The following is a 22,169-nucleotide window of genomic DNA, read 5'->3' on the forward strand; positions in this document are numbered from 1 at the left end:
GATCTGCTGTTTTTTTATATGGTTCGATAATTATCAAGGACACACACCGAATAAAAATTAAGGTTTATTTCTGACATCTAAAGCAACGTATATTTGCTTGATACTTATTCGAATGAAATTGGTTGACCTTTTACTTCATGGTTTTGTGTATGCTTGAATTGGTAGCCGATCATTTTAGGAAAGATATATTTTATCCTGCAATTTTTTCTCTTCACATTTAGAGAGTAATAAACCTCTTAATTTAACCAATACATATGTATCTTCGATTTACCTAGCAGTAACTTAGCATGTTCAATTTGATATAACCTCGTACTGATCGCTGTCGTTCGACGACGCTCAAGATGGGTACAGACCTTAATCCAGTGTTGTTGATCAAAGTTAAGTCTTTGTAAGATAGGGGGTAGAGTATGGTCTATAGATGCTTTTCTTTCCCTGAACTCTCGTGCTGTCCAATCCACTAATTCAATATAATCCATCAGCTTGAATGGAATACCACTTTGAGTTTCATCACTTGAATTACCAATAAACGGGCATAGATAATTTGGTGAAATGCAGCCATTTCCGAGGGCATCTAACCTAGCCTTGATTGAAGTATATTCAGATGCTTCAGGCATTTTAGCTGTACTTGCTCTGATTGGATTGAGATCGACATAAGCCATTGCGGCTAAAAGTGCTTGGTCATCGAGTAATGCTTGGCTTTTAAAACGACTCTCCCAAAAATGCCCTTTACAGTTGTCTTCTCTGTTAGCTTTACATGCGATTTCAAAATTTAAGTCTTTCATAAACCAACTTAAATCCCATAATCTCTTTCGCCAGAGTTCGATGATTTTGTTGCATTTTTCTTCTTCAGCACGGTTAGTTAGTTCTTTTCTTAACCAGCGTTTTATCAATAAAGGCAGTTTATGATCAAGGCTCCATCTTTCTACAACCTCGAGTTGTGATAAAGCTAATGCTTTGTTTTTATTGATATATAAAACCAGGTGATAATGATTACTCATAATGGCGTAAGCACAAACGTCGATACAATAACAGTATGTCAATGCAATAAGCTTTTGCTCGACCCATTGCTTTCTATGATTGTAACAAGTGCGATTTTTGTAGTCGTGACCGCATAAATAACTTTGTCTGACACATCGAGATACACAGTGGTAATAAGGAGTAGCGTCAATCGATACTAGTTGTTTGCGTGCAGTGGTCATATTCATCAACTCTTAAAAAATCAGATAGAGTTTATTTAGCCGTTAATGAATAAAAAATCACGGTATTGCGTAGAAAATCATACTGTATTTGGTACTTTTAAAGGGTTCATATCAAGATTTGATTTAGGGACTGTCCTTGGAAGGTGCTTCCTAATTTTAGGTAGAAAAAGTGAAAGAGATTTAGTGTGTGTCCTTGAATAAGATCGAGTTAAATTCGGTGTGTGTCCCCAAAAAAAGGAAAGAGCCACTCAAGACTGAGTGGCTCTTTTAAACAATCACTTAATCGTAAATTGTTGGGATAGGTTGGCGCTTGTGTTGGGTGCGTGTATAGATGTCGATGATGGTTTGTTTTGCGTCTTCTGCTAGACGTTTTCCTTCTAGGAAGTTATCAATATCATCGTAGGTAACGCTTAGTGCATCTTCATCGGCTTTTTGTGGATCAAGCTCTTCAAGATCAGCAGTAGGGACTTTAGTGACCAGTTGCTCTGGTGCGCCTAGCGTTTTTGCTAGTTGGCGAACTTGGCGTTTGCTTAGGCCGAATAGAGGGGCAAGATCGCAAGCTCCATCACCAAATTTGGTATAAAAACCAGTAATGTTTTCAGCAGAATGATCAGTACCAAGTACTAGGCCGCCAACGTATCCTGCGATTTGGTATTGAGCCTGCATGCGTGCACGTGCTTTTAAATTACCTTTTACGAAGTCAATTTTTTCAGCAGATTCAGGCATTAAACCTGTACCTTCTAGAGCGACAGAAGTGGCTGCGTGCATTCCATCAACACCTGCTGCAATATTTACGGCAACTGAATGGCTAGGCTTGATAAAAGAGAGGGCAAGTTGCGCCTCATCTTCGTCTTTTTGCTCTGCGTACGGTAGACGCACAGCAATAAATTGATACTCATCTTCAGAGTCTTGGTTAAGCTGATCTACCGCAATTTGCGCTAAACGACCACAAGTTGTTGAATCAACACCGCCACTAATACCAAGTACCACTGACTTACAGCCAGCTTCCAGCATTTTCTGCTTGATAAAGTTTACACGTCGTTCAATTTCAAAATCGACGTCGATGCTTGGGAGTACGCGCATTTCTTGGCGAATTTTCTGTTCCATTAGTTAAATGTCCTAAATATTCAAAGGCAACTTTTGATATCATATTGCAAATTCTCATTCGGCTCAATTTTCCAAAGCATAGAGGGCAATAATAATGAAAAAAATAGCGGTATTTGGCAGTGCCTTCAATCCCCCAAGTTATGGTCATTTGAGTGTGATTGAGCGTTTGTCCCATTTTGATCAAGTATTATTAGTACCCAGTATCGCGCACGCTTGGGGAAAGCAGATGTTAGACTATGCAGAACGCTGCACTATGATTGAAGGCTTTATTAGTGATATTCCCTGCCGCAATGTCGCCCTGTCACGTATTGAACAGACATTGAGTGAGCAAGAAGAGGGCAGTATTACCACTTTTCAAGTACTAAGCGCTCTGCAAGCCGAACATACAGGCGCTGAATTAACCTTTGTGATGGGGCCGGATAATTTATTTAGTTTTGCGAAGTTTGCTAAAGCTGAGCAGATAATGAAGCAGTGGAACGTACTGGCATGCCCGGAAACCACCGCTATACGCAGTACTGAAATACGCGAAAAACTTGCACAGCATCAAGATATTAACCATTTGACGACTAAAAGCGTCGTTAAAATATTGCAAAATCAACACTTCTACCGCACAATTTAACATTATTCTGACAGAACTCTCAAAGCAAAAGGACACTTGGATTAAGTGACACGATTAAATGCGACAGTAGCACTGGTATGTGGCACTTTTATGGCAGGAGCTCCTGAGGCTTGTGTTTTTGATCGCGATCCAACAAGAACCATCGTTTTGGTTAATTCTACTTTAGAGCTTTGTGAAGAGATTATCGATACCGTCGATGAAATCGTTGATGATTTATTAGTGACTACGCATTTAAAAGACGAGCCAACCACATTGGATTACTGGTCGAATTGGATGTTGAAAAATGTTGATGATCCCCTGTTAACCCAGCGCGTAGAAGAAAGCTTTTTTGGCCTTGGTGTGTACCGTCCTGAAGAAATGACCACCAACGATGCAGACCTTTCGTATGAAGAGATAATTAAAACATACGGGGTTCAATTAAGTGTAGGCATTGGCGAAAAAGACAAACCGCGCGTACGAGTAGATTATCAATGGCATGAACACTTTGAAGATGTGGTTCATGTACAATTAGAAGTGCCGTTCTAAACATTCACTCGTAAGGCCTTTTCTACTAGCCCCACGAGTTTCCTATATCTATTACTACGAAGCCCGGCTTAATTATTCCCCCAAAACTGCCAAGCGAGCCGCTTGATAGCTTTGTTCACTACCAGCAAACAGTCTCTGCGCAATGTCCGCTTCTTTTGTTCCGGATAAGCGCAGCTTTTCCGCTTCTTTCACTCGCATCACCATTTGATATTCAATCGACAGATCTTTACTTGAGCTATCCCATTGATTTAATTTATGACTCAAAGAGGTAGTTTGTAAATTAGGGTTGAGTTCAAGCAGTTCATATTGCATTGCACTGAGCAATACTTGCTGATGTTCTGAAGGATCAGGCACGTTAGCGAGTCGATCAAATAATGCCACAACGAGTTCACTGGCTTTAACGTAACCGGCTTTATTAGGGAAAGGTTTGGTGAGGCGTTGTGAGGCTTCTACTACTTTACAGCGAGTATTAGGGAAGTAACTCAAAGCAGATAAGCAATTGGCGGGTAGCCAAAAGAAATTGCCTTTATCGATGGCATACTCAAGCTTACCCAAACGCACACTGACCAAACCCTCAACCACATAAATAAGTTGGTGCTTAAGCGTCGGCTTTCGTGAGGTTAATGAGAGGTAGTCAAACTGTTTATCTTCAAATTGTATCGCGTAATGCATGGGCAAGTTCAGTGTATGTTAAGCGTTATTTTAATTAGGTTAGCGCGATATGATGTGCTCTGCCAATAGCAACAATGTAAATAAATGGGGAATAATGCGACCTTATATGGTCTGACCTTACAATTTCATGTGCTAACTTGCTGTAAATTGTTTAATAAGCGCGTAAAATCGGCATGATTTTTTGCAAATGATGATGAATATGTCTACTGATAACGATATTTACCAAGAGATTAGACCCTATAACAACGAAGAAATCGCTCCAGCGATCGGTCGCTTAATTAATGATGAAGAATTTATCTCCGCTATTCTTAATCACAAATTCAACAATCACGCAAAATGGTTTCAGGCTCTCATGTCACCACTTGTGAAATTGTATTTGAAAAACCGTTGGGGGAAACTGGACTCTATCGACTCAGTGCAGATCGAGGTGGAAAAATACCTAAAGAAAGCTCTTGATGCCACCACAGACAATGTGAATTTTGATGGTCTTGATAAACTGGATCGAGATACGCCTTACTTGTTCATTTCCAACCACCGTGATATCGCGATGGATCCTGCACTAGTCAACTATGGCCTGCATAACACTCAGCATAAGACCGTTCGTATTGCGATTGGCGATAACTTGTTAAGTAAACCTTGTGCAACCGAATTGATGAAAGTCAACAAGAGCTTTATTGTTAAACGCTCGGCAAAAGGCCCGCGTGAGATGTTGAAAACATTGGGTTTACTGTCGTCTTATATTAAGCACTCTTTAGAAACGGGCAATTCTATCTGGATTGCACAAAAAGAAGGGCGCGCAAAAGACGGCAATGACTTTACCGATCCGGCTATCATTAAGATGATTCAGCTAGAAGGGCGCAAACGCAAAATGTCTTTCTCTGATTACGTGAAATCATTGAAGATTGTTCCTGTGGCAATCTCTTACGAAATTGACCCTTGCGATATTGCTAAAGCCAATGAGCTTCATCAAAAAGCGACCAAAGGTGAGTATCAAAAGTCAGAGTTTGAAGATATCGAAAGTATCGTAAAAGGCATCACGGGCTATAAAGGAAGAGTGAACGTGAGTTTTGGTGATGTGATTGATAACGACTTAGACACTCCAGAAGCTCTGGCCGATGAGATTGATCGTCAAATCCATGATAACTATAAACTGTTCCCAATTAACCTGTTGGCCGCTGGCGTAGAAGATGACACTGTTATCGATCAAGCCACTAAGAACAAATTTGAAGAGAAATTAGCGCAATTGGAAGAAGGGGCAAAAGCCTTCTTAATTGATGGTTACGCAAACCCTGTGCGAAATCTATCAAAAGATAAATCTGAGTTGGTTGCTTAAACCTTCTTCGCTAAATTAAGAAGCCAGATAAAGAAAAGGTTGAACTTAGTGATAAGTTCAACCTTTTTAATTCAGATAAGTGAATATTAACGAGAAAGAGTACGACTCTTAAGATCGAAGATAAGTTTTTCAGCACTTACTTCAAATTTCAGTTTAGCGTGAAGCTCAAACTGATCATCGTTTTCTACGATTTCAACTTGCGATTCAACCGCAGCATTCACTTCTTTAGCAAGGGCTAAATAGTTTTGAAACTCAACTTCTACCGCTTCTTTGCTTGAAGAAAATAGTGATACTTCAGAAGTCTCATCACCCACGTTGATAACAAAGCCCATCTCGCCTGCCACACCGCATGCTTCACAAACTTCTGGTTCTTTTGTTACTTTAGACATAGTCAATCTCCTATAACGATTTGTTTCAGTTTACATAGCAATGATGTGATCAGCTACAAAAATATTTGTAAGATCTAAACATTTATTTAATAACGTGTATTGGGAATGTCATTTTGTCATTTGATTGTCAGAATAAAGGGGCATGCATTGAATCTATATCGCGACTATATGAGTATGATCTAAAACAAGATTTACTCTCCAATTATAGGTCGGTGTAATGCCAAAGCGCAGTAAAGAAGATACAGAAATAACCGTGAACATGATTATGGATTCGGTGCTCGAGCAAATGTTGACGATCGGCTATGACCAAATGTCTTATACAACATTAAGTCGAGCCACGGGTGTATCACGCACAGGTATTAGTCATCATTTCCCTAAAAAAGCGGACTTTGCTTTAAAGTCGCAAAATCGTGTCTTCGATTTACTACTCACTCACCTTGACTTTGATTCAGGTTTAACAGGTTTTAGTAAAAGTTGGCAAGCGTCATTACAGTCTTCACAATTTCTAGCAATCTTGCGCTTGATGATTCACCACATTACCGTTTTTGACGGGGCGAAAGCGTTTTCGTTGCAAGGAATCGATCGTCTATTTGCTTTGCTACAAGAACAATATGGTGAGGAAAGCAAAAAAGAACTTGAGTGGTTGTTAGGGCTTGCTGTGATTCGTTTAGTGAACTGAACGAATACAAGAGCACAATTAGTCGATGAAACCTTCTTCAGTGAAACACTGAAAAGTGCATTTACGTGCAATACCACACCAAATGTCACGGTATGCAACGACCTGAGTAAAACTTTCAATATGAGTTACTTATCCAACTCGTTGAGTTGTGTATAATCGGCGTTGCAAAAGGCTAACTAGCACTTATATTCACGCACTCTACCTTGCTTAAAAAACGGACAACTCATGCAGTTATTAGACATCAACAAGGCACAATACCGCGCCCGCTTAAATGTGGTCATCGTTGCTTGTATCGCGGGTTTAACGGCATCAAGCTTAGCGATTTCTCAAACTTTAATTCATTTACTGCCGTCTGAATCAGGTAGCCATTTTCATTGGAATGCACTCGGCGTAGTGGTGAGCGCAGCTCTGTTAGGTATCACTCTACTTAATTTAAAAACTCACCCAAAGATGAAAGAAGTAGTGTATGTGTGGGAGTTAAAGCATGCTCTAAATCTTATTTATCGTAAGAATCGCCAATTACTTGAACACGCCAAACAAGGAAACGCACAGGCAATGCTAGCGTTGCAGTTTAGCTACGATGGTTCTCGCCAGTTATGGAAATTAGACGATAACACCATCACTATGGACAGCTTACATAAGTCTCAAGCTCAACTTGATATTTGGGCGCGTGAATATGGTGTTGAACTCGACATTCGTCAATATCATTCCAAAATATTAAAAGCATTTTAACCATTCAACCTTCATTGGCGTCAGTGAGCCGTTAAGTAGACTAATCACGACGCCTTTCTTCTTATTTACATTAAATCCCCTTCTTTTTTTAACCGAAATATAAAAAGTTCAATACTTGTTGATAACTTATTTAGAAAAGCATCTAAACTACAGTTAGAAGATTGTATTACAAGGACTTTTTATGAACACTTCTCAGGATTTCTCTAAGCACGCAATCGATGCTTTTATTAAAATCGTCATCGTCGGCATATTGCTCTATTTGTGCTTTCAGATACTCAAACCCTTTATCTTGTTGGTGGTTTGGGGCGCAATTATCGCTACGGCACTCTTTCCTCTGATGAAGGGGATCGAAACCAAAGTGGGGCTATCACAAGGCAAATCGAGTTGGTTATTGTCACTTGTTGGCGTCGCACTGCTCATTTTACCGTCGTATTTAATTGGGGACAGTCTATTTAGCAGTGCTGGGGATGTGTATGAGCAAGTGCAAAGTGGCACACTGCAATTAAAACCGCCGTCAGAGAGTATTCAAGATTGGCCTATCATAGGTGAGCACTTGTATGCCACGTTACTGGGCTTTTCTGTCAATCTTAGCAATGCATTAATTCAACACTCAGAGCATGTAAAAGACCTGCTTGGTACGGTGATTGCGACCGTTGGCAGTGTTGGCGGTAGCGTTTTACAGTTTACGATTTCTTTGTTGATTGCGGGCGTATTCATGGCAAATGCACAGGCGTGCGAAAAATCATTTCAACAAATATCAGTGCGCCTTGCCGGCGATTATGGTGCTCAGTTCACACAAATATCGGTGGCGACCGTGCGTAGCGTAGTACAAGGCGTTATTGGTGTTGCCATTACTCAATCTTTGATGGCCGGAGTCGGGCTCTATTTTGCTGATATTCCTTTTGCAGGGTTATGGATGTTAGCGGTGCTAATTGTTGCCATCATTCAATTGCCACCTATTTTAGCCTTAATTCCGGCGCTGTTTTTTGCCTGGACAACTGACACGACGCTAGTGGCAGGAATCTTTACCGTATGGTGCGTGTTGGTCAGTGCCAGTGATGCGATACTAAAACCTATGCTGATGGGACGAGGGACTGATATCCCCATGCTAGTCATATTGTTAGGTGCCATCGGTGGTATGGCAATGTCGGGCATTGTGGGCTTGTTTGTTGGGGCGGTGGTTCTTGCTGTGACGCATCGCTTGTTCGTCGCTTGGTTAGCTCAATCTGAGGTTGAGAATGAGCAAGGCGATAAGGCGCAACCACAAAAAGAGACATAATGATGGCCAAAATGACAGAGCGCGATAATTTTCTATATTTGTTGGTTGCGTTAATAGTTTTACTTGGCGGGTGCGCCATCATGGAGCAGTTTTTTGGCACTGGCCAGAGCGTGATCTTACTGGGGCTGTTGTTTTGTATGTCAGCTTCTATTTTTGGTATTGAAAGCCAAAAAATAAGAACGCGTGGCTGGCTTGGCTTTTTGATTGTATTGGTGATGTTGTCCTCATTAGCTTCCATTTTTGACGCAGCCAATCTTTCCATAGTCTCGCTTGCCGCACTGATTATGTTTATTGGCCAATACTTAAAACATGCCACGTTATTAGTATTAAAAGCGCCAAGTATCGATAGGAATCAAATCGTCGGCTCTATCTGCATTTATTTAATGATGGGGCTGTGGTTTGCGTTCGTGCAATTGTTGCTGTTAGAGCTATTGGGGGGAGGCTTTAATGGCATCGAATATGGGCCATGGCTAGATAACCTGTCGAAAATGATTTATTTCAGCTTTATTACCATGACGTCTGTCGGTTATGGCGCGATTTCTCCTAGCGAGCCATTGACACGGTTTGTTGCGTATTTTCAAGCTATTGCGGGAGTCTTTTATTTGGCAATACTGGTTTCTAGTTTAGTCAGTGGGGGACTGTCCCAGAAAAGTAGCGCAAGTGATGAATGATATTTATTAAATAACAAGCAAAGGCTAAGTAGGGTCATTGGCTATCAAGGACCCTACTGAATATTTTTTACTGCACTTGCAGTTCAGTCACTTTAATTTCCGAATTTATGTCGCCTAGTGTGGCAAACATAGAATCTCCAGAGATCATTAAACTCAAATCATTAGTACGTTGTAATCCTGCCACTAATTCTGTGATAGGAGCAAAATCAAATTGCGTGACACTGGTTTTAATGTCGCGCAATGCGGATTGATTTTTTGCAAACCAAACATTGGATTTATTTTCGTTGAAGGTATAAATGTGCGTTTGCTTTGACTTACGTGCCGCTTTTTTTACGCGATCGGTTGATGGTTCACCCACTTCAATCCACGTCAAAATGTCACCAATATCAGATAACTCCCAAATATCTGGCTCTTCTTGATCGGACAGACCTTTAGTGAAAGTCAGGTTAGGGGTAGCGTTGAGACAAAAGGCCAAAATACGAACTAGCATGCGAACTTCATTTTCCGAAGGATGCTTAGCGATAGTGAGGTTGATATCTTCAAATCGATTGCGATTGGTGTCCGCAATGTTTACACGAAACTTAAAAATAGTGGGTTTGAGCGCCAAAGTGGGAATTCCAGAGAGTAGGAGATAGGCGGTGATTATATAGGTAACGGCAACTAAAAGTAAGCCAGCAAGGTACTGGCTTACTTAGCGCAGATTATACAGCGCGAATTTGCTCTGCTTGTGGGCCTTTTTGACCGGTAGTAACAACAAATTCTACTTTTTGGCCTTCAGCAAGAGTACGGAAACCGTCGCCTTGGATAGCTGAGAAGTGAGCGAATACGTCTGGACCGTTTTCTTGTTGAATAAAACCAAAACCTTTAGTTTCGTTAAACCATTTTACGGTACCAGTAACTGTGTTTGACATTGTCAGTTTTCCTTTACATTTTAACTAAATTTGGCCTGTTGCGACCATTCTAAGAGCTTGAAAATAGATTGTATTGACCGCTGATGAATACGACGGTGACAAGTCTCCAACAGTACTGTACAACATCAAAAACAAAACTTTTCCTGCCTGATTCAGTGTATAGAGCAGAGTAGATAAGTCAATGAAATCAAAGGTAGTTACTGGGGGCCAATTTGTAAAATTGTTAGGCGTATTCAACTTTTTATACATGAAACTTAAACTTGCCGGTTTTGCAACGTAGTCGTCATCTTTTGCTTGTTGAGTTACTCTGCTCCTCTGTACAATGAGGCAAAACGAGTAGAGGAATTGATTATGCAAGCAACCGTATCTTGGGTTGAAGATTTCAAATTTATTGGTGAATCTCAGTCGGGTCACTCTGTAGTGTTGGATGGCAGTGGCGGTAAAACAGCGCCAAGCCCGATGGAAATGGTGTTAATTGCCGCTGGTGGTTGTAGCTCTGTCGATGTTGTGGATGGATTAAAAAGTGCAGGGCAGAAGGTCACAGGTTGTGTGGCGAAACTGTCTAGTACTCGCCGTGACGTAGCGCCAAAATACTTTACCCAAATTAATATTCATTTTGAAGTTTCTGGTGAAGCGCTCGATCCTGCCATTGTGGCGAAAGTGGCGCAAGACTCGCTAGAGAAGTATTGTTCAGTGTGTCTGATGCTGGATAAGGGCGTACAAATGACCCATTCTTGGGAAATTGTATAACGCTATTTATTAATTAAGTCGCTATAATCGAAGAAAAAGCCCCGTTCATCGCTGAACGGGGCTTTGTTGGTTTTATCGCTAGCCAAAGCGCTGCTTATTTTGCTGCAGTCTCGTCGGTCTGATTTTGATTGTCTGGACGCTCATCTTCATGATTTTTGTAATAGTATTCCCAGATCTCATATTTTTCGCTGTCAGAGAGCTCACAATAGGTAACACGGTTATTGTTCTCTGTCGCACGCTCAATCTCGTGATTTTGTTGTACACAATACATAGATGCTTTACTGGTAATTGGATCCCAGTCCTTTACCGTGTATTCGTCATCTTTGTTTGCACAGCCTGCAAGCAACACAGTAGCTGTCATCACAGATAATAGGAGGATTTTCTTCATTACTATTGGCTCCAAAGAACTAAATGATTTTATCTTGTTTGATTTAGTGTACGAGATATCCCAATTAATTCAATAGTTAACCAAGTACAACATGTTAAAATAACCCCAATTATTCTTTTGAAAACTAACGTAATGCGCCATTTAACAACCCGAGTACACCCTAGCTTATCTCAACTTGACCAACATACCATCATTCAAAGACAGGCAACCCGAGCGATAGCTCTACGTGGTGAGCAAATACTGCTGATGTATACCGAGCGTTATCATGACTACTCATTGCCCGGTGGCGGTTTGGATGAGGGGGAGGATGTCATTGAAGGCTTAGTGCGTGAATTACAAGAAGAAACGGGCGCGCAAAATATTCGCAATATTGCTCCGTTTGGCGTATTTGAAGAGTTTCGTCCGTGGTATAAGAACGATGCCGATGTGATGCACATGCATTCGTATTGTTATACCTGCCAAGTAGACCCGATTTTAGGTACGCCTAATTTTGAAGAGTACGAGATAAATAATGGTATGCAGGCATTGTGGGTCAACATTTATGATGCGATTAGGCACAATGAACACACGATGGCGACCAGTGACAAAAAAGGCTTAAGCATTGAAAGAGAAACCTTTTTGCTGCACTTAATCGCCCAAGAGTTACTGTGAGTGTTTTTGTTTAATCAGCTCTTTTAATTCGGCGACTTCATTGTGCAAGGTAGCGATATCTTGCTTTAATTCTTGGCGCTCTTTTTGTTCTTGGCGGTTCTCTTGTTGTTCGCCTTCTAGCATAAACCAGTTTGCCACTAAGCCGGTAAAGGTACCAAACAAACCAACCCCTGCGGTCATCAATACCGTCGCCACCATGCGACCAAATGTCGTCACAGGATAATAGTCACCATAACCTACGGTTGTGATGGTGACAAAAGCCCACCACAGTGCATCGCTGGCATTTTGAATGTTGGAATTAGGTAAGCCTCTTTCAAATTGCAAAATCCCAATCGCGCCAAAAATAACCAGCAGCACAGAAACGCTAGCGACAATAGTAAAGGTACCTTTGCGACGGTTATGAAATAGGAAATTAAGAATGACTTTGGTTGAACGTATCGCTCTTAAGATCCTAAAGAAGCGAATTAAATGGATAAATCGGCCATAGCGCAGGGTATCAACCATAGGAATGCTCGAAAGCAGGTCAATCCATCCCCACTTCATAAACACCAGTTTATTTGGCGCGCGATAGAAACGTTGGAAAAAATCGACTAAGAAAACCCCGCAGACGAAGGTATCCACTATGGTCAGCAAATCTAGAATATCATCGGAAAGGTCGAAGGCATTTTCTACAAATAACACCAATAACACATAGATAGACAGAACCAGAGTTAAAAACTGTATTGGTCCCAGCTCTCGTTTCGCTTCTTGTAATTTAGGATTCATAATTTACGTTAATTAGTGATCATCGAGGTGCTACTGGTAACAGCCATTAATACCTAGGCCGATGGAGGGGATAGTTCCTTGCAAGCAATATATCCCAATCGATAAGGTAATTATAGTGCTTAGGCTTGGTTTAGTATCTAGAGTGCGAACACAGAGTAAAACGGTTAAAGAAAAGCAATCAATTAGTGACGGTGTGACTTTTTAAATTAATGACAAGTTTTGAGGGATTATACGATAAACAACAGTAACACTATGAAAAATAGTCAGTAATACATAATGGGCTAATGTTAAAAACTTGTGTATTCCCTTGTTTGAGTATAATTTGTACCTCCTGTTTTAATTATCTGTGAGACGTTGATTTTGGATATCGCCACTTTATGGGTCTTTATTCCCACTTTCTTATTTGTATCCATTACTCCTGGTATGTGTATGACATTAGCGCTAGGTTTAGGCATGAGTATTGGCTATAAGCGAACCTTGTGGATGATGCTCGGTGAGGTGCTTGGCGTTGCTGTGGTGGCGATCAGCGCCGTATTGGGCATAGCGGCGATTATGATCAAAATGCCAGCCTTATTTATGGGCTTTAAAATCGTTGGCGCAGCTTATTTAAGTTATCTCGGCATTCAAATGTGGCGTTCCAAAGGCAAAATGGCGCTCTCTGAACAAAACCTTGCCTCTTCTGGCGCCAGTAATTATGGTTTGGTGGCGCAAGGCTTTATTACTGCTATCGCCAATCCAAAAGGTTGGGCATTTATGATTTCTCTGTTGCCACCTTTTATCAGTCCAAAATTTGCGGTAGCCCCTCAACTGGTAATTTTGGTCGGCATTATTATGTTGTCTGAGTTTATTTGCATGAGCATTTATGCCTCGGGAGGTAAGGGGCTTAGAATGATGTTGGCAAACAGTGACAACGTCAAATTGATGAACCGTATTGCGGGCAGTTTAATGATAGGGGTGGGGATTTGGTTATTTTTAACCTAATTCAAACCCTAAGCGGTATGGGTCAACAAATGTGTGCTTATCCTCCTGCATCGCATAATAAAATATGCTAATTTAACGGTTATACCAGTAGCGAATACCAATTATAGTTATAGATAGATCGTAAGTAGCGTCGCATTCTAAGCGGTTACAGCGATCCGTTGATCACTAGCAATGGTCTAAATTAATGTGGAAATAAAGATGTCTTCTTCAGATTTTACAGGTAGTAGTGCTGCCTATGCTCGCAAAGAGTCCGGCTATCGTGATAAAGCACTGAAACTTTATCCTTGGGTGTGTGGTAATTGTGCTCGTGAATTTGTCTATTCGAACCTACGCGAATTAACGGTTCATCACAAAGATCACGACCATACTAATAACCCGGAAGATGGAAGTAACTGGGAGCTGCTTTGCTTGTATTGTCATGATCATGAGCACTCAAAATATACCGATCATGAACGTTATGGCGTCGATCCTGTGGCTCGCGCTGATGATCATCAAGTGGCGACTCATAACCCGTTTGCTGACTTAGCAAAAATGATGAAAAAATAGCGTTATAGACGGTATAAGAAAACTGATTCCATAAAAAACGGCCATGTGTGATGCACATGGCCGTTTTTCTATCAATTCTAGTGAGTCTGTCACTGTCTATATAAGTATTACAACTCGTCGACGTAATTTCTCAGCTCTTGTTTGATTTCATCACTGGCAAAGCTTTGGTCTACGCTGTTTAAATAGATAGACACATAGTCTTTTTGTGAAAGATAAAACTGTTCACACACTTTTTGCACTTCTTGAGTCATAGTCGTGTTGGATACTGTTCTGTTATCCGTATTGATGGTCACTGCCAGACCTTGCTTATAAAAGCGCTTAGCAGGGTGTGACTCAATATCTTGTACCGCTTTGGTTTGCACATTACTGCTAGGACAAGTCTCTAAGCCCACATTGCCATTGCGTACGGCTTTAAAACCACCTGAATGATCAATGATATGGATGCCATGTCCAATACGCTCCGCTTTTAAAAGCTCAACCGCATCTTGTACATTTTGTCCATTACCTTGTTCGCCAGCATGTATGGTGACGTGAAACCCTTTTTTACGTGCATACTTGGCTTCTTTTACAAAGTCATGGCAAAAACCTGCCGCTTCAGCACCTGCAAGATCAAACGCAACAACGCCTTTCGTTAAGTATTTAGCGCCTTCATCGATAACCAGCTGAATGTCATCTTTTGGCATGGTGCGCAGAATACACAGTATGTAGTTACCACGAATATCATAATCAAGCTCTGCACGTTTCATACCTTTCACGACAGATGAAATGATTTGCTTAACGGTTAGCCCTTTTGCTGTATGCAGTAGGGGAGCAAATCTCAGTTCAAGGTATTTAACGTTTTCTTTGGCCGCATCTTCAAACACTTCATATGAGATTCGTTCAAGTGCTTTTTCTGTTTGCATCACTTGTAGAGGCAGCTCAAAGCGAGTCAGATACTCTTTTAGATCAACACACGTTTCCGGTGCAATCATCAAGTTTCGGATCACCTCAACGTCTTGGCTAGGTAATTCGATGTTTTGACCTTCTGCTAGGTCAATGATCGTTTCTGGTCGAACACTGCCGTCTAAATGGCAATGTAGGTCAATTTTTGGCAGAGAGCAAAAATCCATAAGTCGTCACCTTTATTAAGAGACAGGAATAAATAAAGACAATGAATTCATAATCAAAGGTTATTGGCCTTTGGTAGAGACTCCCACACCGTATCAGAGGGATTATATGAAGCTCGATTGCGAGCTGATTTTAGCAACACAAACGCCTTGTTACAAACTGTAAAGAGTAGGAAAAATGGGAATTTATTATGAATCAATTACTTATTTGTAGTTTTGTATGACAACTACCCAAAGAGGGGTATATTTGGTCGAAATTGATCTAGATCAATTTTACAATGCCGTTCCTACATACAATCGCGCAAGTTTTGTAAATTTTAAAGCCTAAAGGAATCCGCTATGAGCAAGATGAAGCTAGTTATCATCGGGAACGGCATGGTTGGACATCGTTATATTGAAGATCTGGTAGAAAAAACAGATGTTTCAAATATGGATATTACCGTGTTCTGTGAAGAGCCCCGTATTGCCTATGATCGAGTCCACCTTTCTTCGTATTTTTCTCACCATACCGCTGAAGAGCTTTCTCTTGTTAAAGAAGGTTTTTATGAAAAACACGGCATTAACGTTTTAATAGGTGAACGCGCCATTAATGTTAACCGTGAAAACCGTATTGTACATTCTAGTACAGGTCGTGAAATTGCCTATGACAAATTGGTGATGGCAACCGGTTCTTACCCATTTGTACCGCCTATCAAAGGTAACGAAAGCAAAGACTGCTTTGTTTACCGCACTATCGAAGATTTAAAATCCATTGAAGCAACAGCCAAAAACAGCACAGTAGGTGTGGTTGTCGGTGGTGGTTTGCTTGGGCTTGAAGCAGCAGGTGCACTGCGCGCATTGGGCGTGGAAACACACGTAGTTGAATTTGCGCCAAAACTGATGGCTGAACAGCTTGACCAAGCTGGTGGCAATCAGCTGCGCCAGAAGATTGAGCGTATGGGCGTGAATGTTCACACCAGCAAAAATACCCTTGAAATTGCCCCTGACGGTAAAGAGTTGCGTAACGTTATGCGTTTTGCAGACGGCAGTGAACTTGAAACTGACTTTATTGTGTTCTCAGCGGGTATTCGTCCGCAAGACAAACTGGCGCGTCAAATGGCGTTAGATATCGCGCCTCGTGGCGGTATTGCGATCAACAACCATTGCCAAACTTCAGATGACAATATCTATGCTATCGGTGAATGTGCGTCGTGGAATCAACATTTCTACGGGCTAGTTGCGCCGGGTTACAAAATGGCAACCGTAGCGGTGGATCATATTGTCGGCAATGAAAGCCAGTTTGAAGGCGCTGACATGAGTGCGAAATTGAAACTGCTTGGCGTAAAAGTAGGTTCAATTGGTGATGCAAATGGTCGTACTCCTGGCTGCAAAAGCTTTGTTTATCAAAATGAAGAGCTAGAAGTCTACAAGCGTTTGATAGTTTCTGAAGATGGTAAAAAACTGCTTGGCGCTGTTATGGTCGGTGATACCTCTGACTATGGCGATTTGTTACAGCTGATGCTTAATGAAATTGAGCTTCCAGAACACCCAGATGCCTTGATTCTTCCTGCACACGCAGGCGCTGAAAAACCGACTCTGGGCGCGGACTCTCTGCCAGAAAGTGCGGTAATTTGTTCTTGTTTTGATGTGACTAAAGGCCAAATCGCAAAAGCGGTCGCCGATGGTCATCATACAGTGGCAGATATTAAAACTGTGACTAACGCGGGCACAGGTTGTGGCGGCTGTATTCCTCTTGTGACGTCGGTACTTAATGCTGAGCTTGCTAAAGCGGGCGTGGAAGTGAAAAGCGATGTTTGTGAGCACTTTGCGTATTCGCGACAAGAGCTATTCCACCTTATTCGCATTGAAGAGATCAAAACTTTTGATGAGCTATTAGAGAAGTACGGTAAAGGTTATGGCTGTGAAGTGTGTAAACCTTTAGTGGGTTCTATCTTAGCGTCTTGCTGGGGCGAGCATATTCTTAAGCCGCAACTGGTTAAACTGCACGATACCAACGATAACTTCCTCGGTAACATCCAAAAAGACGGCACTTACTCTGTTATCCCGCGTATGGCCGGTGGTGAAGTGACTCCGCAAGCCTTGGCGGCCCTAGCAAATGTGGCGGCGGAATACGACTTATACACCAAAGTGACTGGCGCACAGCGCATCGGTTTATTTGGCGCGCAAAAAGACGATCTTCCGGCTATTTGGCGCAAGCTGATTGAAGCGGGCTTTGAAACCGGTCAAGCGTACGCTAAAGCGCTGCGTATGGCGAAAACCTGTGTTGGCTCTACTTGGTGTCGTTACGGTGTGCAAGATTCTGTGGGCCTTGGCTCTATGATTGAGAATCGCTACAAGGGCATTCGTACGCCACATAAGATGAAGTTTGGCGTATCGGGTTGTACTCGTGAATGTGCCGAAGCACAAGGTAAAGATTTAGGCATTATTGCCACTGATGCGGGCTGGAATATGTACGTATGTGGTAATGGTGGCATGAAACCTCGTCATGCTGATTTACTGGCAACCGACCTTGATCAAGAAACCCTGATCAAATACATCGACCGCTTCATGATGTTCTACATTCGCACGGCTGCACCACTGCAACGCACATCAGTGTGGCTTGAAAACCTAGAAAGTGGCGTTGACTACTTACGTGACGTGATTGTGGAAGACAAGCTTAACATCAATGCACAGCTTGAAGCTGATGTGGCAAAACTGGTTGAAGAATATCGTTGTGAGTGGACTGACGCTATCAATGATGAGCTACAACTGACTCGTTTCTCGCACTTTATTAACTCAGATCTTCGTGATGATAACGTTGTCTTTGTCGATGCACGTGAGCAACACCGTCCTGCGACTTTCACGGAAAAACATCCTGAAGCCAAAGGCGACATCTTTCACGAAGCGATTATTGATTAATAAGGGGAGTCCACAATGAGTTACCAATCGATCTGTAATATTGACGACATTGTACCGGGAACAGGCGTTTGCGCGTTAGTTGAAGGTCAACAAGTTGCGGTATTTAGACCTTCAAATGAAGAGAAGGTGTTTGCTATTTCAAATACTGACCCTTTTGCTCAATCAAATGTGCTTTCTCGCGGATTAATCGTAGAGCACAAAGAAGAGCTTTGGGTAGCAAGTCCGTTAAAGAAACAACGCTTTAACTTAAGTACTGGCGCATGCATGGAAGATGAGCGTTTTAACGTTCGCGCTTTCAAAGCACGCGTAATTAAAGGTGCGGTTGAAATTTCTGCATAAGAGATTTAATAGCGAAAAGGTTCCTCGTCTTGTCTTTTTCAAGGTAAGAGCAGGGAGCCTTTGACTATTCAATTTTAACTTTTAACTTTTATATGGATAGCAAAATGAATGATTTAAAACCTGCAGAATTTGTGCAAACGATGGTGGATGTTGGTGAAGCCAAGGTAAAAACCAGCGCAAGGGATCTAATTCTTCGTGGCATTATGGCGGGCATTATCTTGTCTATCGCCGTTGTGGTTGCCATTACAGCAATTGTACAAACTGGCGTTGGTGTAGTGGGCGCACTGGTCTTCCCTGTGGGTTTCTGCATTTTAAGCTTGATGGGCTACGATTTGGTTACGGGCGCTTTTGGTCTAGCACCATTGGCTAAATTTGATAATCGTAAAGGCGTAACTTGGGGCAAAATATTGCGTTGCTGGGGGCTTGTCGGTTTTGGCAACCTTATCGGTTCACTGATTGTGGCCTACCTAATTGCAGTATCGCTTACTGCCAACTTTTCTATCGAACCTAATGCGGTCGCACAAAAATTTATCGCCGCTTCTACAGCGCGTACCGTTGGTTTTGAAAACATGGGCGTAGATGGGTGGATCACCTGTTTTGTACGCGGTATTTTCTGTAACTTAATGGTGTGTCTTGGTGTTATTGGCAACATGACAGCACGCACTGTGGCAGGTAAAGTAGTCGCCATGTGGTTACCTATCTTTATCTTCTTTGCCTTAGTATTTGAGCATACTGTTGTAAACATGTTCCTATTCCCACTAGGCATGATGCTAGGTGCTGATTTTGGCATTGCAACTTGGCTGAACTTTAACCTTATTCCTACTATTTTAGGCAACATTGTAGGTGGTTTATTCTTCACCTGTGTACCGCTTTACCTTACTCACATTAAAACAGCGCCAGCAATTGAAGCGCAACAAGAGAAAGCAGTAAAAGCAACGGCTTAAGTTCAAAATGACCTTATCGTGTCAGGCGGTAAGGTCATTATTTATAACAAGTGATCGGCTCTTTTTTGAGGTCACTTCTTATAAATAATATTTGTGAGCTTTACGATGACATGTAAACCAACCTCAATAAATCCAATGGGATTTGTCTCTCTGGTCGGCGCAGGCCCCGGTGACCCAGATCTATTAACGGTAAAAGCCCTACGTTTAATTCAACAAGCCGATGTGGTTGTTTATGACCGTTTGGTGTCAGAAGAGATCATGGCGCTGGTTAACGTCGATGCTCGTCGTATTTACGTGGGCAAACAGCTCAATCATCACTGTGTGCCACAAGATCAAATTAACCAAGTATTAGTTGAGCACGCTAAGCAAAATAAGCATGTGGTGCGTCTAAAGGGCGGCGATCCCTTCATTTTTGGGCGTGGCGGAGAAGAATTAGAGAAGTTAGCGCAAGAACAGATCCCATTTGAAGTGGTACCTGGCATTACAGCTGCTGCTGGGTGCACGGCTTATGCGGGGATACCTCTGACTCATCGCGATCATGCGCAAAGTGTGCATTTTATAACAGGTCACTTGAAAAAAGAGGGTATGGATATTGACTGGGCAAGTCTATCCAAAGGCAATACTACCTTAGTGTTTTACATGGGACTTAAAGAGAGCGCTAATATTCAGCACAAACTGATCAATGCGGGCCTTTCTGAGCGCACTTCCGTTGCTATTATTGAGCGTGGTACAACAGCGCAACAGCGAGTACTGACTGGACAATTAAGTGAGTTGTCCAATATTGCTGAGCAGGCGATTAGCCCATCTTTAATTGTGGTGGGTAGTGTAACTAGTTTGCATTCTCAACTCGCTTGGTTTAACGGATCATAGATAAAGTAAAAGGGATTACTTTGTCTATGATTTAGCGAATTAAAGCTCTTCTTATACTAGCTTGTCGCATAGAGTTAATTAGGTTTATTGTTTTTAGGTTAATTGACGTCAGCCACCTTATTTTATGTCATTAAATCATGCATATAAAATCGCTTTTTGTTACGTTATTTTCAGCTTTAGTTGTGAACTAAGTAGGGTTTTTGGGGTTTTATGGTATAAAAACACCGAAAACTATCCATTGTTACTATAACAAGTTGTAATATAAAGCTTCAGGAGAACCTTCAAAGTAATACATTGCTTTAGCAGGGAAAGCTAAATATGAAAAAACCTTCTCTGAGGGTGACACCACTCTCAGGAACTCTAGTGTATTTTCTAGGGTTAGTACTAGTGATAACACTGTCTACTTATCAAGGATATTCGGCGTCTGTCCCACAAGCGTCCTTCTTTGTACATAGTTGGAAGTGGCTGGTCAGCATCCTCTTTTGTTGGGGACTATTACTGATCTTCTTTACTAGTGCGAGACAAACCCTTCGAGCTATTTGGGCATTGGTTGCCATTATAGCGGCATTAGGGATTGGCTGTTTTGCCGGTTCGCACACCAAAGAACCTATTCGAGACGAGCCTATACGCTCCCTGACTGCGCTAACTTCGGTTGCGCAAAATACCCCTGAACCGATTGTGCTGCCACAACCAACAGAACTGAGCCCAAGCTTCCAGCAAGCAGTCATGGAGTCAGGTTGGTACTCTATTTTAGATCTTTCGCGTCTACAAAATGATCGTAACCTTATCGAAAGTTACGCCATTATTAAGGATACCCGTTCGGTTATTTTTGATCATTTGCTAAAAACACAGCAAAAAGTACATGATCTTGAGCAAGAACTTTATGAGCACGAAGCCAGTGCCGAAATTGAAGCAAGCTATATTGATGCGCAGATTTTGTATGCCAAACAGCAAAAAAAATTATGGGAATCAGAGCTATCCGCCATCAATGAAGTGCAAAGTATTATTCAAATGCTTGATGCCAATCGCGATGGTTGGGTCATACAAGATGGCGCTATCGTCTTTTTCTCTCATTTAGATACCCGACAATTCACCGACATCACCGCAAGAATCCAAGCGATTGCGATGCATCAGAAGAAGTTAATTGAAGCCAAAAATTAACGATGACAACGGTTTAGCTTTTTGCTTTAAATATCCCTTTTCCCCTAATACTACTGATCAATTGACCTGATTGAGCACGGCTTTATTAGTCGCATTAGGGGGATATATTAATACCGGATGCTATTTTTCTCCTCATTGATTAGGTATTGCAGTGGCTCTGAGCCATCATAAAACCAGATCTCTGCCAATAGTGAATGGTATTCTTGAGCATAGGTGATGTCGATTTCGGTCGCGCCTTGATTAAGTGAGCTATTGGCAATTCGATAGGCATAGTCGGGAATATAGCGGCCATCTTCAGCTAGTTTATATTGACTATACAGTGAGATATACGCACGTTCGGTACTAAATTGGCTAATATCTACCATTAAGCTCATTGAGCGGGTTGGGTCATAGTCAAAATCTTCTGGTACCGTAAGGTCTTGCATAGATCGCAGGATCACAGTGTCTGGGGTATTTTTCTCTGTTGAGGTTTCCTCTGTCAACATCGCTTCATCGTTGGCAATTGGGTTTTCAATTATTGTGGGTTCAATTTGAGGTTCTTCCGCTGAATCGGAACCACCTCCGCCACAGCCACTTAGTAGTCCGCTTAGTATCGTGCTTAGAGCTAGGGTCAATAAAGTGGGACATGTTATCCATTGGGTCAATGTATTCATA

General features: G+C 41.8%; 26 protein-coding genes and 1 riboswitch. Of the genes, 16 read left to right on the forward strand and 10 right to left on the reverse strand.

Annotation, left to right across the window (positions count from 1 at the left end; all coding sequences use genetic code 11):
• Nucleotides 1-236: 236 nt before the first annotated feature.
• Together QV280_RS14615 and nadE are read right to left on the reverse strand one after the other, a co-directional pair.
• Entirely contained in the window at nucleotides 237-1,199 is a 963-nt protein-coding gene (locus tag QV280_RS14615) for a transposase (RefSeq protein WP_152820715.1), read from the reverse strand.
• A 279-nt stretch (nucleotides 1,200-1,478) separates the two neighbouring features.
• Nucleotides 1,479-2,306 carry an ammonia-dependent NAD(+) synthetase gene (nadE, locus tag QV280_RS14620; RefSeq protein WP_152820718.1) on the reverse strand — a complete coding sequence of 276 codons (828 nt, stop codon included), beginning with the start codon at nucleotides 2,304-2,306 and terminating at the stop codon, nucleotides 1,479-1,481.
• Nucleotides 2,307-2,400: 94 nt separating this feature from the next.
• Between nadE and QV280_RS14625 the strand changes: the two genes are divergently transcribed.
• Both QV280_RS14625 and QV280_RS14630 read left to right on the forward strand, forming a co-directional pair.
• Nucleotides 2,401-2,925: a nicotinate-nicotinamide nucleotide adenylyltransferase gene (locus QV280_RS14625; protein ID WP_152820720.1), complete on the forward strand. Its 525-nt coding sequence runs from the start codon at nucleotides 2,401-2,403 to the stop codon at nucleotides 2,923-2,925.
• A 45-nt stretch (nucleotides 2,926-2,970) separates the two neighbouring features.
• Entirely contained in the window at nucleotides 2,971-3,450 is a 480-nt protein-coding gene (locus tag QV280_RS14630; protein WP_367869568.1) for a hypothetical protein, read from the forward strand.
• A 72-nt stretch (nucleotides 3,451-3,522) separates the two neighbouring features.
• Here the strand turns inward: QV280_RS14630 and QV280_RS14635 are convergent, their stop codons facing one another.
• Nucleotides 3,523-4,122, reverse strand: a complete 600-nt coding sequence (locus QV280_RS14635) for a hypothetical protein (protein WP_152820722.1) — start codon at nucleotides 4,120-4,122, stop codon at nucleotides 3,523-3,525.
• 199 nt (nucleotides 4,123-4,321) lie between these two features.
• On the opposite strand from QV280_RS14635, the gene QV280_RS14640 reads away from it, so the two are divergent.
• On the forward strand, nucleotides 4,322-5,455 hold the full coding sequence (locus QV280_RS14640; RefSeq protein ID WP_023404658.1) for a 1-acyl-sn-glycerol-3-phosphate acyltransferase: 1,134 nt from the start codon (nucleotides 4,322-4,324) through the stop codon (nucleotides 5,453-5,455).
• Between the two features lie 86 nt (nucleotides 5,456-5,541).
• On the opposite strand, the gene QV280_RS14645 is transcribed toward QV280_RS14640, so the two are convergent.
• Entirely contained in the window at nucleotides 5,542-5,844 is a 303-nt protein-coding gene (locus tag QV280_RS14645; protein ID WP_023404659.1) for a DUF406 family protein, read from the reverse strand.
• A gap of 217 nt (nucleotides 5,845-6,061) precedes the next feature.
• Between QV280_RS14645 and QV280_RS14650 the strand changes: the two genes are divergently transcribed.
• The 4 genes from QV280_RS14650 (at nucleotide 6,062) to QV280_RS14665 (ending at nucleotide 9,205) form a co-directional block, all read left to right on the forward strand.
• On the forward strand, nucleotides 6,062-6,523 hold the full coding sequence (locus tag QV280_RS14650) for a TetR family transcriptional regulator (protein ID WP_023404660.1): 462 nt from the start codon (nucleotides 6,062-6,064) through the stop codon (nucleotides 6,521-6,523).
• Nucleotides 6,524-6,748: 225 nt separating this feature from the next.
• Complete coding sequence (locus QV280_RS14655; RefSeq protein ID WP_152820724.1) at nucleotides 6,749-7,255, forward strand: DUF3087 domain-containing protein; 507 nt, start codon at nucleotides 6,749-6,751, stop codon at nucleotides 7,253-7,255.
• 181 nt (nucleotides 7,256-7,436) lie between these two features.
• Nucleotides 7,437-8,534, forward strand: a complete 1,098-nt coding sequence (locus QV280_RS14660; RefSeq protein ID WP_152820726.1) for an AI-2E family transporter — start codon at nucleotides 7,437-7,439, stop codon at nucleotides 8,532-8,534.
• Nucleotides 8,534-9,205 (forward strand): potassium channel family protein, encoded by a 672-nt coding sequence (locus QV280_RS14665; RefSeq protein ID WP_253912551.1) that lies wholly within the window; start codon nucleotides 8,534-8,536, stop codon nucleotides 9,203-9,205. The genes QV280_RS14660 and QV280_RS14665 overlap by 1 nt, the downstream gene beginning before the upstream one ends.
• Before the next feature lie 67 nt (nucleotides 9,206-9,272).
• Here QV280_RS14665 and QV280_RS14670 read toward each other — a convergent pair whose 3' ends face one another.
• The gene (locus QV280_RS14670) at nucleotides 9,273-9,812 is read right to left on the reverse strand and encodes a YaeQ family protein (protein ID WP_023404664.1); all 540 of its coding nucleotides are present in this window, start codon (nucleotides 9,810-9,812) and stop codon (nucleotides 9,273-9,275) included.
• A 94-nt stretch (nucleotides 9,813-9,906) separates the two neighbouring features.
• Entirely contained in the window at nucleotides 9,907-10,116 is a 210-nt protein-coding gene (locus tag QV280_RS14675; RefSeq protein ID WP_017029576.1) for a cold-shock protein, read from the reverse strand.
• 351 nt (nucleotides 10,117-10,467) lie between these two features.
• On the opposite strand from QV280_RS14675, the gene QV280_RS14680 reads away from it, so the two are divergent.
• Nucleotides 10,468-10,866, forward strand: coding sequence for an OsmC family protein (locus QV280_RS14680; RefSeq protein ID WP_152820728.1), 399 nt, complete (start codon nucleotides 10,468-10,470; stop codon nucleotides 10,864-10,866).
• Between the two features lie 94 nt (nucleotides 10,867-10,960).
• Here QV280_RS14680 and QV280_RS14685 read toward each other — a convergent pair whose 3' ends face one another.
• The gene (locus QV280_RS14685) at nucleotides 10,961-11,254 is read right to left on the reverse strand and encodes a putative hemolysin (RefSeq protein ID WP_152820729.1); all 294 of its coding nucleotides are present in this window, start codon (nucleotides 11,252-11,254) and stop codon (nucleotides 10,961-10,963) included.
• Between the two features lie 132 nt (nucleotides 11,255-11,386).
• On the opposite strand from QV280_RS14685, the gene QV280_RS14690 reads away from it, so the two are divergent.
• On the forward strand, nucleotides 11,387-11,905 hold the full coding sequence (locus QV280_RS14690) for an NUDIX hydrolase (protein WP_152820731.1): 519 nt from the start codon (nucleotides 11,387-11,389) through the stop codon (nucleotides 11,903-11,905).
• Here QV280_RS14690 and QV280_RS14695 read toward each other — a convergent pair.
• The gene (locus QV280_RS14695) at nucleotides 11,897-12,670 is read right to left on the reverse strand and encodes an ion transporter (protein ID WP_023405705.1); all 774 of its coding nucleotides are present in this window, start codon (nucleotides 12,668-12,670) and stop codon (nucleotides 11,897-11,899) included. The two genes, QV280_RS14690 and QV280_RS14695, sit on opposite strands and share 9 nt — an antisense overlap.
• A 360-nt stretch (nucleotides 12,671-13,030) precedes the next feature.
• Between QV280_RS14695 and QV280_RS14700 the strand changes: the two genes are divergently transcribed.
• Both QV280_RS14700 and QV280_RS14705 read left to right on the forward strand, forming a co-directional pair.
• Nucleotides 13,031-13,651, forward strand: a complete 621-nt coding sequence (locus QV280_RS14700) for a LysE family translocator (protein WP_023405706.1) — start codon at nucleotides 13,031-13,033, stop codon at nucleotides 13,649-13,651.
• Nucleotides 13,652-13,849: 198 nt separating this feature from the next.
• Nucleotides 13,850-14,197, forward strand: coding sequence for a YajD family HNH nuclease (locus QV280_RS14705; protein WP_023405707.1), 348 nt, complete (start codon nucleotides 13,850-13,852; stop codon nucleotides 14,195-14,197).
• Nucleotides 14,198-14,304: 107 nt separating this feature from the next.
• Here the strand turns inward: QV280_RS14705 and add are convergent, their stop codons facing one another.
• Nucleotides 14,305-15,306: an adenosine deaminase gene (add, locus tag QV280_RS14710; RefSeq protein WP_152820733.1), complete on the reverse strand. Its 1,002-nt coding sequence runs from the start codon at nucleotides 15,304-15,306 to the stop codon at nucleotides 14,305-14,307.
• A gap of 30 nt (nucleotides 15,307-15,336) precedes the next feature.
• Nucleotides 15,337-15,436: riboswitch (purine riboswitch) on the reverse strand.
• Between the two features lie 206 nt (nucleotides 15,437-15,642).
• On the opposite strand from add, the gene nirB reads away from it, so the two are divergent.
• The 5 genes from nirB to QV280_RS14735 all read left to right on the forward strand — a co-directional run bounded on the left by nirB (nucleotide 15,643) and on the right by QV280_RS14735 (nucleotide 21,515).
• Nucleotides 15,643-18,201: a nitrite reductase large subunit NirB gene (gene nirB, locus QV280_RS14715; RefSeq protein ID WP_152820735.1), complete on the forward strand. Its 2,559-nt coding sequence runs from the start codon at nucleotides 15,643-15,645 to the stop codon at nucleotides 18,199-18,201.
• Between the two features lie 15 nt (nucleotides 18,202-18,216).
• Nucleotides 18,217-18,540 carry a nitrite reductase small subunit NirD gene (gene nirD / locus QV280_RS14720; protein ID WP_152820737.1) on the forward strand — a complete coding sequence of 108 codons (324 nt, stop codon included), beginning with the start codon at nucleotides 18,217-18,219 and terminating at the stop codon, nucleotides 18,538-18,540.
• Nucleotides 18,541-18,644: 104 nt separating this feature from the next.
• The gene (locus tag QV280_RS14725) at nucleotides 18,645-19,484 is read left to right on the forward strand and encodes a formate/nitrite transporter family protein (RefSeq protein WP_152820739.1); all 840 of its coding nucleotides are present in this window, start codon (nucleotides 18,645-18,647) and stop codon (nucleotides 19,482-19,484) included.
• 105 nt (nucleotides 19,485-19,589) lie between these two features.
• Nucleotides 19,590-20,354 (forward strand): uroporphyrinogen-III C-methyltransferase, encoded by a 765-nt coding sequence (gene cobA / locus QV280_RS14730; RefSeq protein ID WP_152820741.1) that lies wholly within the window; start codon nucleotides 19,590-19,592, stop codon nucleotides 20,352-20,354.
• A 318-nt stretch (nucleotides 20,355-20,672) separates the two neighbouring features.
• Nucleotides 20,673-21,515: a hypothetical protein gene (locus QV280_RS14735; RefSeq protein ID WP_152820743.1), complete on the forward strand. Its 843-nt coding sequence runs from the start codon at nucleotides 20,673-20,675 to the stop codon at nucleotides 21,513-21,515.
• Nucleotides 21,516-21,622: 107 nt separating this feature from the next.
• Here the strand turns inward: QV280_RS14735 and QV280_RS14740 are convergent, their stop codons facing one another.
• Nucleotides 21,623-22,168 (reverse strand): hypothetical protein, encoded by a 546-nt coding sequence (locus tag QV280_RS14740; RefSeq protein ID WP_152820745.1) that lies wholly within the window; start codon nucleotides 22,166-22,168, stop codon nucleotides 21,623-21,625.
• Between the last annotated feature and the right edge of the window lies 1 nt (nucleotide 22,169).

The organism is Vibrio sp. B1Z05 (assembly GCF_052955985.1).